We start from the raw sequence: 8,179 nt of genomic DNA on the forward strand, positions 1-8,179 counted from the left end.
CGCAAAGCATCATATAATGGTTGCATGTACGGGTCTAGTTTCTCTTTCAAATCTCCCGGTAGAAAGCCAAGATTTTCTCCCGCTTCAACCGCTGGACGCGTCAGAATAATACGTTTTACTTGTTTTTCTTTCAATGCTTTTACAGCCATAGCAACTCCAGTATAGGTCTTTCCAGTACCCGCAGGACCTACAGCAAAAACCATATCGTTTTTGTTGATACAATCGACTAATAATTGTTGGTTTGGTGTCATCGCTTTGATAAGCTTACCTCCTATTCCGTGAACCAAAATCTTGTCGCTGTCTGCCATTTTTTGTTCTTCTCGAGAATCGCTCAAAATCACTCTATCAATAACATTGTTATCAATAGTATTGTATCGTGTAAAGTGAACCATGAGTCTGTTGAAGCGTTTTTCGAATTCGTCTAGCTCCTCTTTTTCGCCAAAGGCTTTTAGTGTTGTTCCTCGCGCTACTATTTTTAGCTTCGGATAATACTTTTTAATTGTTTCTAAATGAGCATCTTGTGTGCCCCAAAATTCTTTTGGAGCAATGTCGTGTAATTCAATGATTCGTTCGTTCAAAAGCAGGAAGATTAAATTAAAAAAATAAGTTAGCTTTGCATATCTCAAATTTAGTAAATTTAGAGGGACGATTACAGAATAGTTATAAACAAAAAGATGTCAATAATTACGCTTACTACTGATTTTGGCTTGAAAGACCACTTTGTTGGTTCGCTAAAAGGCAAGTTAATTTCGGAATACCCTGAAGTTCAAATCATTGATATTTCTCATCATGTAGATTTGTTTAATATATCCGAAGCGAGTTATATTATAAATGCATCTTATAATAGTTTCCCTAAAGGAACTGTGCATTTTATTGGCATTGATAATGAACGATCTACCGAAAACAAACACATTGCCATACAATGGAACGATCATTTTTTTGTTTGTGCTGATAATGGAATTTTGAGTATTCTTACTCAGAAAATTGTACCGCAAAAAATGGTCGAAATAAACATTCATAATCGTTTGCCCGATGGTTCGACCGATTTAGATGTCTTTGTTAAAGTAGCTTGTCATCTTGCAAAAGGTGGTTCGCTAAATGTTATTGGTAAAGAAATTTCAGCTATAAAAATTGTAAACGAATTGCAAGCTGTTGTGGCTTCCAATTCTAGTAGTATAAAAGGTTATGTAGTTTATGTAGACCATTTCGGGAATTGTGTAACCAACATTTCGAAAAAAATGTTTGCCGAAATTGGAAATAATCGCAATTTTGAGATTAAATTTGGAACCAAAATCATCAAGAAAATACACAGTAATTATTCCGATTTTAAAGTGTCAGAAAAATATACGCTGAGAGATTATGAAGGAGAAAAGTTAGCCCTTTTTAACGAAGCTGGTTTTCTTGAAATTGCCATTTATAAAAGTAACCCAAAAACTGTCGGCTCAGCTAAATCTTTGTTGGGATTGAAGTATAGAGATGTTGTGAATGTTGATTTTAGAGTTTAAAAAAAAATCTTTTTAAATCTGCTTCAATTATAAAAAATAAAAATATGTTTGTAAGAATAGTAAAATTAAGCTTTCACGAAGAAAACATTCCAGCTTTTCTTGAAAATTTCGAACTCATGAAAGAAAAAATACGAAATGCCGAAGGAAATCGTTTCTTAGAATTATACCAAGACAAAAACAACAAATATATTTTTTTTACCTATAGTTATTGGGAAACCGAGCAAGATTTAGAAAATTACCGTAACTCAGAATTATTTTATGATGTTTGGACATTTACCAAAAAATTATTTAACGACAAACCAGAAGCTTGGAGTTTAGATAAATTGGTGAGTTTAGAATAATTACGAAATACTTTAGAAGCATAAAATCAACTTAATTAAAAATGATAAAATTAAATAAAAAGTTAAAAAAAATAATAATCCCGTCTATTGGTGGCTTATTGCTTACCGCTTATACTCTTTATAGTACGAAAGGTAGTTTTGGATTATCTGAAGTAATTGTATTGATAATTACCGCAATCATAATATTTGGAGTTATTTCATTAATTAACAAAATCATTCCAAAAAATGAATAATTATCTGCCTTATATTTTTGGAACATCGACACTTTTAGCTGGGATATATTTATTTTTTGTATCATTTGGAATTTACAAGCCTAAAAAATCAGATAATAATGAAAGTCTCATAGAAAAATATGGAACATTTATTAAAATAATTTCAATAATTATGATATTAAGAGGAGGATATAATTTACTTAATCCAGATCCTAATAGATATAAAATTGGTCAAAACAAAGTAAATAATCTGAAAGAAAAATTTGAATCAAAAGATATTTTAGTCAAAAAATGCTAAACAAATAAACCGATAAACACAAATGAAAGCCATATTATTTAAAGAATTTCGTTCCTTTTTTGGTTCGCCCATAGGTTACTTAGTTATTGCCATTTTTTTATTACTCACCGGATTATTTTTGTGGGTTTTTGATGGAGATTACAATATCTTAAATTCAGGATTTGCAGACATGTCTCCATTTTTTACTATTGCTCCTTGGATACTTTTATTCCTAATTCCTGCCGTTACCATGCGTAGTTTTTCGGACGAAAAAAAACAAGGAACCATGGAACTTTTACTAACAAAACCTTTATCTCTTTGGGAAATTGTAAACGGAAAATTTTTAGGTGCTTTTTTATTACTTATAATTGCAATAATTCCAACATTAGTTTATGTCAAAGTAATTTATGATTTGGGATTACCTGAAGGAAATATCGATTTTGGAAGTACATTAGGCTCCTATTTTGGTCTATTATTTCTTATGGCAACTTATACTTCCATTGGAATTTATACTTCCACTTTATCAGACAATCAGATTGTAGCTTTTATTGTTTCGGTATTTTTGTGTTTTGTGCTTTATTTTGGTTTTCAAGGCATTGCAAACTACAAACAGTTTGGAAGTTTTGGCGATACAATCGCTTCATTCGGAATGGATTATCATTACAAAAGCATGAGTCGTGGTGTGATTGATACTCGAGATATTATTTATTTTGTGAGTATAACTATACTTTTTTTGTCGTTTACCGTTTATAAATTAAAATCATACAAATCGTAATGATACCAGTTAAGAAAAAGAAGATTAAGATATTATTACTTACTATTGCTATTATTCTCGTTATAAATGGCATTGGAAGTCAATTTTTTCATCGTTTCGATTTAACACATGACAAACGTTATACCTTGTCTGAAACGTCATTAAACATTATAAAAAACGCTAAAGAACCATTATATATTGATATTTTTTTAGAAGGTAATTTTCCACCCGAATTTAAACGTTTACAAAATGAAACCAAGCAAATTCTAGAGGAGTTTAAGGCTTATAATCCTAATATAATTTACCAATTTGTAAACCCTTTAGAAAACCCTGAAGAAGCCGATGCTATTATGGATTCCTTTGTGCAACGAGGATTAACACCCATAAAAATAACTGTAGATGACAAAGGAAAGCAATCGCAAGAAGTCGTTTTTCCTTGGGCCATTGCGACTTACAAAGACAAAAGCACCAAAATTTCTTTATTAAAGAACAAATTAGGAGCAACTACTGAACAAAAAGTAATCAGTTCTGTACAACATCTAGAATATGCTTTTGCCGATGGTTTTCATAAAATAACAACCCAAAAACAAAAGAAAATTGCCGTTATAAAAGGAAAAAATGAATTACCAGATATTTTTAAAGCCGACTTCTTACAATCGGTTCGTGAAAATTATTTTATTGCGCCTTTTCCTTTAGATTCGGTTTCGCAAAATCCTGTACTTTTTGCAAAGGCATTAAAAACCTTCGATTTAGCCATTATTGCCAAACCAAAAGCTGCTTTTACTGACCAAGAAAAACAAGTTTTAGACCAGTTTATCATCAATGGTGGCAAAACATTATGGTTGGTCGAGACCGTAAATATTGATATGGAAAGCCTAAACAAAACAGGTTCTAGCTTTGCTTTTCCTTTCGATTTGGGTTTAAACGATATGTTTTTTAAATACGGATTCAGAATAAATCCAATATTAGTAAAAGACATTCAATGTGCTCCCATTTCGTTAGCTTCTGGAAACAAAGGAAACCAAACACAATATGAGAAATATCCTTGGTATTTTGCACCTTATATTTTCCCTGAAAGTAAGCATCCAATTGTAAATAATATTGATGGTGTAAAATTAGATTTTACCAATGCCATTGATACGTTGAAAAATGGAATCAAAAAAACAATCTTATTACAATCTTCTATTTATTCGAAAAAAATAGGAACTCCTGTTGAAATTGATTTGAAAATGGTAAATGAAAAACCAAATCCGCAAGACTTTCAGCCAGGAAGTATTCCTGTTAGTGTTTTGTTAGAAGGTAATTTTTCTTCGGCATTCGAAAATAGAGTTTTACCTTTTGATGATTCAAGTTTTAGAGCCAAAGGAAAATCCACTAAAATGATCGTAGTTTCCGATGGAGATATTATCAAAAATCAACTAGATGAAAAAGGGCAACCTTTAGAATTAGGTTTTGACAAATGGACGAATAAAATATATGCCAACAAGGAATTTTTAATGAATTGCGTGAATTATTTACTCGATGACAACGGACTTATTAACATTCGTAGTAAGGAAGTAGATTTGCCATTATTAGACAAAGAAAAAGTTGCCGAAAAATACATGTATACTCAATTGCTAACCGTCGGATTACCATTGGTATTATTACTATTTTTTGGAATTGTGATTACTTATTTAAGAAAAAGACAATTTGGTCGTTAGTTGTTGATAAAAATGTTTTCAATACTGATTAGTTTACGATATATTTGTAAGCAATAATAAAGTTCTGTAAATTCAGAACAGAAGAATTTAAAAAAAAGATGATGAAGTTTATAGTATCAAGTTCCTATTTATTAAAACAATTACAAGTTTTAGGAAGCGTTATTAACAGTAGTAACACGTTGCCTATTTTAGATAATTTCTTATTTGAATTAAAGAAAAACGAATTGTTAGTTTCTGCATCTGATTTAGAAACTACCATGTCAGCCTCACTTACGATTGATTCTACAAGCGAAGGAAGCGTTGCTGTTCCTGCAAAATTATTATTGGAAATACTAAAAACATTCCCAGAGCAACCACTTACATTTACGGTTGAAGAAAATAATACTATCGAAATTAGCTCACAATCAGGTAAATATGCTTTGGCTTATGCTCCAGGAGATGAGTTCCCAAAATCGGTAAACTTAGAAGAACCATCTAAAACAATTGTTCCTGCCGAAGTATTATCGACAGCAGTGAGCAAAACAATATTTGCAGCTGGAAACGATGATTTGCGTCCAGTAATGTCTGGTGTGTTTTTTCAGTTTTCACCAGAAGGATTAATTTTTGTTGCTACCGATGCACATAAATTAGTAAAATATGCTCGCACCGATGTAAAAGCATCGCAAGTAGCAGATTTTATTATGCCAAGAAAACCTTTAAATATTTTGAAAGGAATCCTTGCTACTTCAAACGAAGAAGTAACTATCGAATATAATGATTCGAATGCGACTTTCTCTTTTGATAATTATATTTTGACCTGTAGATTAATTGATGGAAAATATCCTAATTATGAAGCGGTTATTCCAAAAGAAAATCCAAATAAATTAATGATCGACAGAACTCAATTTTTAAGTTCTGTACGTCGTGTGGCTATTTTCTCTAACAAAACAACACATCAAATTAGACTTAAAATTGCAGGAACAGAATTAAATATTTCTGCAGAAGATATAGATTACTCAAACAAAGCTGAAGAGCGTTTGACATGTGATTATCAAGGTGACGACATGCAAATAGGTTTCAACTCACGTTTTTTATTAGAAATGTTAGGTAACCTACAATCTGACATGATTATGTTAGAAATGTCTATGCCAAACAGAGCGGGAATCCTTACTCCTGTTGATGGTCTTGACGAAGGCGAAACAGTTACAATGCTAGTAATGCCTGTAATGTTGAACAATTAGATTTGTTAGAATTTTAGACTATTTAGATTATTTGACTAACTTAGATTTTTAGATATGAAAAATGTTCAGCAAAAGCTGAACATTTTTTTTGCAGTATCTTGAAACTCACAAGACTTTTGACTTTACAACTTTATGACTTTACGAAATGCTCTCGATAAGTTTATTTAGCTTATCATTATTAATAGGTTTTGAGATAAAATCTTTGACTGTCGAAAATGATTTAGATTTCTCTATATCATTTGTATCAATTGAAGAAGACATGATGAAAACGTTTAGCTTCTCTTTATTGGGTAATTTTTCTATTTCTTCAAGAAATTGCCAACCATCTATAACTGGCATGTTTATATCTAACAAAATAATATTTGGAAACGTATTGTTTTTATCCGAGAGAAGATCTAGAACTTCTTCTCCGTTTTTGAAATCGAAAACTTGATCGAAATTTTCATTTCTGTCTAATATTTTTTTTAATACAAAAACAAAAATATTATCGTCATCAATAATATATGTTAGATTTACCTTTCTCATACAAAATACATAGTAAAAGTAGTTCCTTTATCTATTTCACTTTCTACTTCTATCCTTCCACCCATAGATTCTATATGATTTTTTGCCATAAACAATCCTAGTCCTACGGCATCCGGATTTCCATTGAAAGTTTTATACATTCCAAATATTTTGTCTTTATTTTTTTCTAAATCAATTCCTATACCATTATCTTGAATAGACACTTTTATATAATCGTCTGTTTTTTCAGCCTTAATATTTATAATTGGTTTTCTAACTAATGACCTATATTTTATTGCATTTGTAAGCATATTGAAGATAATACTTTCAAGGTAAGATTGTGTGGCTATAATTTCTATATTGTCATTTATTTCGATATTTATTCTAGCATGATTTGTTTTTACAATTGCATTTATACCTAAAATTGCTTTTTCTATTTCTTTTTTTAAATTTAGGGTTATTTTTTCGTTTTTTAAACCACTTTGCACAGTAACTGTCTCGTTTAAATAAAAAATGGTGTCCGAAAGTTTGTTTGTACTTTGCTTAAGCATATCAAAATATTCTTTTTGCTCTATTGGATCATTTGTTTCTTCAAATAAATCAAGAATCATGCTTAAATTACTGGTATGGGAGCGAATATCATGAGAAACAATGTGAGTGAATTTTAGTAATTTTTCGTTCTGTTTTTGTGTTAATTTAAATAATTTATTTTTTTCGTTTTCAGATTCTTTCCTTGCTGATATATCTCGAGTAATAACAATATACTTCAAATATTTTCCGTCTTCGCCATAAATCACATTTACCGAATCTTCACGCCAGTAGTACACACCATCTAAACCTTTAAACCTAAGTTCATACTTAAATTCTTTTTCTTGTTTGGCTAAACAATCGTATATGTATGGCTTAACTTTTAACAAGTCATCAGGATGAAAGCTATTAAAAACATCATCGATAGTTACGTTTTTATAATCATCTTTAGAATAACCTAGTGATTTACTATAGGAAGGCGATATAAAAGTTATTTTTTGGTTTTCAAATACAATTACTCCATCTGACGTATTCTCAGTTATTAATCGAAGTTGTTGATCACTTTCAATAAGTCTTTCTTCTGTTATTTTACGTTCTGTAATATCTCTAGAAATCACAATAACTTTGGAATAAAGTGAATCTGTATCATCATAAATTACATTTGCTGAATCTTCTCGCCAGTAATATTTACCATCTGGGGCTTTAAACCTGTAATCATAATTAAATCTTTCGACTTTGTTTTCTAAACTATTATATACAATAATTTTAAGTTTATCTATATCATTTGGATGAACATAACTATAAATTTCTATAATAGACTTACCAATTAAAAAATTATCTGCATATCCATATAGTTTAGAATAGGCTGGTGACACATAAGTAACAATGCTATTTTCAATAACTGCAATTCCATCGGATGTATTTTCAGAAATAAATTTAAATTTTTCTTGGTTTAAAATTAAACTTTTTTCTACTTCTTTTCGTTTGTCTTCTTCTAATGCCAAACTTAAAAAATCGGCAAGTGATCTTGCAAAGGACACATCATTCTCGCTCCAAACTCTTGGATCATCACGGTGCTCACAACATAAAACGCCATGAAATTTTCCGCTTTCTCTTATAGGAATATCTAACATATCCG

10 protein-coding genes are annotated in these 8,179 nt (G+C 30.4%); 7 read left to right on the forward strand and 3 right to left on the reverse strand.

Annotated features, from left to right (window positions below; all coding sequences use genetic code 11):
• On the reverse strand, positions 1–578 hold a 578-nt coding region (locus tag ACHZC3_RS10150; RefSeq protein WP_394759750.1), incomplete at its 3' end, for a PhoH family protein.
• Between the two features lie 96 nt (positions 579–674).
• Between ACHZC3_RS10150 and ACHZC3_RS10155 the strand changes: the two genes are divergently transcribed.
• The 7 genes from ACHZC3_RS10155 to dnaN all read left to right on the forward strand — a co-directional run bounded on the left by ACHZC3_RS10155 (position 675) and on the right by dnaN (position 6,009).
• Entirely contained in the window at positions 675–1,505 is an 831-nt protein-coding gene (locus ACHZC3_RS10155) for an S-adenosyl-l-methionine hydroxide adenosyltransferase family protein (RefSeq protein WP_394759751.1), read from the forward strand.
• A gap of 44 nt (positions 1,506–1,549) precedes the next feature.
• Complete coding sequence (locus ACHZC3_RS10160) at positions 1,550–1,846, forward strand: putative quinol monooxygenase (RefSeq protein ID WP_394759752.1); 297 nt, start codon at positions 1,550–1,552, stop codon at positions 1,844–1,846.
• Between the two features lie 41 nt (positions 1,847–1,887).
• Entirely contained in the window at positions 1,888–2,079 is a 192-nt protein-coding gene (locus ACHZC3_RS10165) for a hypothetical protein (protein WP_394759753.1), read from the forward strand.
• On the forward strand, positions 2,072–2,356 hold the full coding sequence (locus tag ACHZC3_RS10170; protein WP_394759754.1) for a hypothetical protein: 285 nt from the start codon (positions 2,072–2,074) through the stop codon (positions 2,354–2,356). The genes ACHZC3_RS10165 and ACHZC3_RS10170 overlap by 8 nt, the downstream gene beginning before the upstream one ends.
• A gap of 22 nt (positions 2,357–2,378) precedes the next feature.
• Positions 2,379–3,110 (forward strand): gliding motility-associated ABC transporter permease subunit GldF, encoded by a 732-nt coding sequence (gene gldF / locus ACHZC3_RS10175; RefSeq protein ID WP_394759755.1) that lies wholly within the window; start codon positions 2,379–2,381, stop codon positions 3,108–3,110.
• A complete protein-coding gene (gldG, locus tag ACHZC3_RS10180) occupies positions 3,110–4,789 on the forward strand; it encodes a gliding motility-associated ABC transporter substrate-binding protein GldG (protein ID WP_394759756.1) in 1,680 nt (559 codons plus the stop codon). Before gldF ends, gldG begins: the two co-directional genes overlap by 1 nt.
• 101 nt (positions 4,790–4,890) lie before the next feature.
• Entirely contained in the window at positions 4,891–6,009 is a 1,119-nt protein-coding gene (gene dnaN / locus ACHZC3_RS10185) for a DNA polymerase III subunit beta (RefSeq protein WP_394759759.1), read from the forward strand.
• Positions 6,010–6,147: 138 nt separating this feature from the next.
• Here dnaN and ACHZC3_RS10190 read toward each other — a convergent pair whose 3' ends face one another.
• Entirely contained in the window at positions 6,148–6,534 is a 387-nt protein-coding gene (locus ACHZC3_RS10190) for a two-component system response regulator (protein WP_394759757.1), read from the reverse strand.
• The coding region (locus ACHZC3_RS10195; RefSeq protein WP_394759758.1) for a PAS domain S-box protein at positions 6,531–8,179 on the reverse strand (1,649 nt) is incomplete at its 5' end. The genes ACHZC3_RS10195 and ACHZC3_RS10190, both read right to left, overlap by 4 nt.

Source organism: Flavobacterium sp. (assembly GCF_043720215.1).
Classification (GTDB): Bacteria; Bacteroidota; Bacteroidia; order Flavobacteriales; family Flavobacteriaceae; genus Flavobacterium.